This is a genomic window from Kaistella haifensis DSM 19056, from assembly GCF_000735695.2.
In the GTDB taxonomy this organism is placed as follows: domain Bacteria; phylum Bacteroidota; class Bacteroidia; order Flavobacteriales; family Weeksellaceae; genus Kaistella; species Kaistella haifensis.
Window position 1 is genome coordinate 1 of record NZ_JASZ02000096.1, and the last position, 369, is coordinate 369.

Here is a 369-nt window from a genome sequence, read left to right on the forward strand (position 1 = left end):
AAACATCTAAGTACCTGGAGGAATAGAAAGCAATAGCGATTTCCTGAGTAGCGGCGAGCGAAACGGAAGATAGCCCAAACCAAGAGGCTTGCCTCTTGGGGTTGTAGGACACTCTATACGGAGTTACAAAGGAACGGGGTAAATGAAGCGACCTGGAAAGGTCCGTCAAAGAAGGTAAAAACCCTGTAGTTGAAACCTCGTTCCCTCTTGAGTGGATCCTGAGTACGGCGGAACACGTGAAATTCCGTCGGAATCTGGGAGGACCATCTCCCAAGGCTAAATACTACCTAGTGACCGATAGTGAACCAGTACCGTGAGGGAAAGGTGAAAAGCACCCCGGAAGGGGAGTGAAAGAGAACCTGAAACCGT

1 rRNA gene is annotated in these 369 nt (G+C 49.6%); it reads left to right on the forward strand.

Annotated features, from left to right (window positions below):
- Positions 1-369: ribosomal RNA gene (locus tag AP75_RS14065) — 23S ribosomal RNA — on the forward strand; the annotation flags it as partial.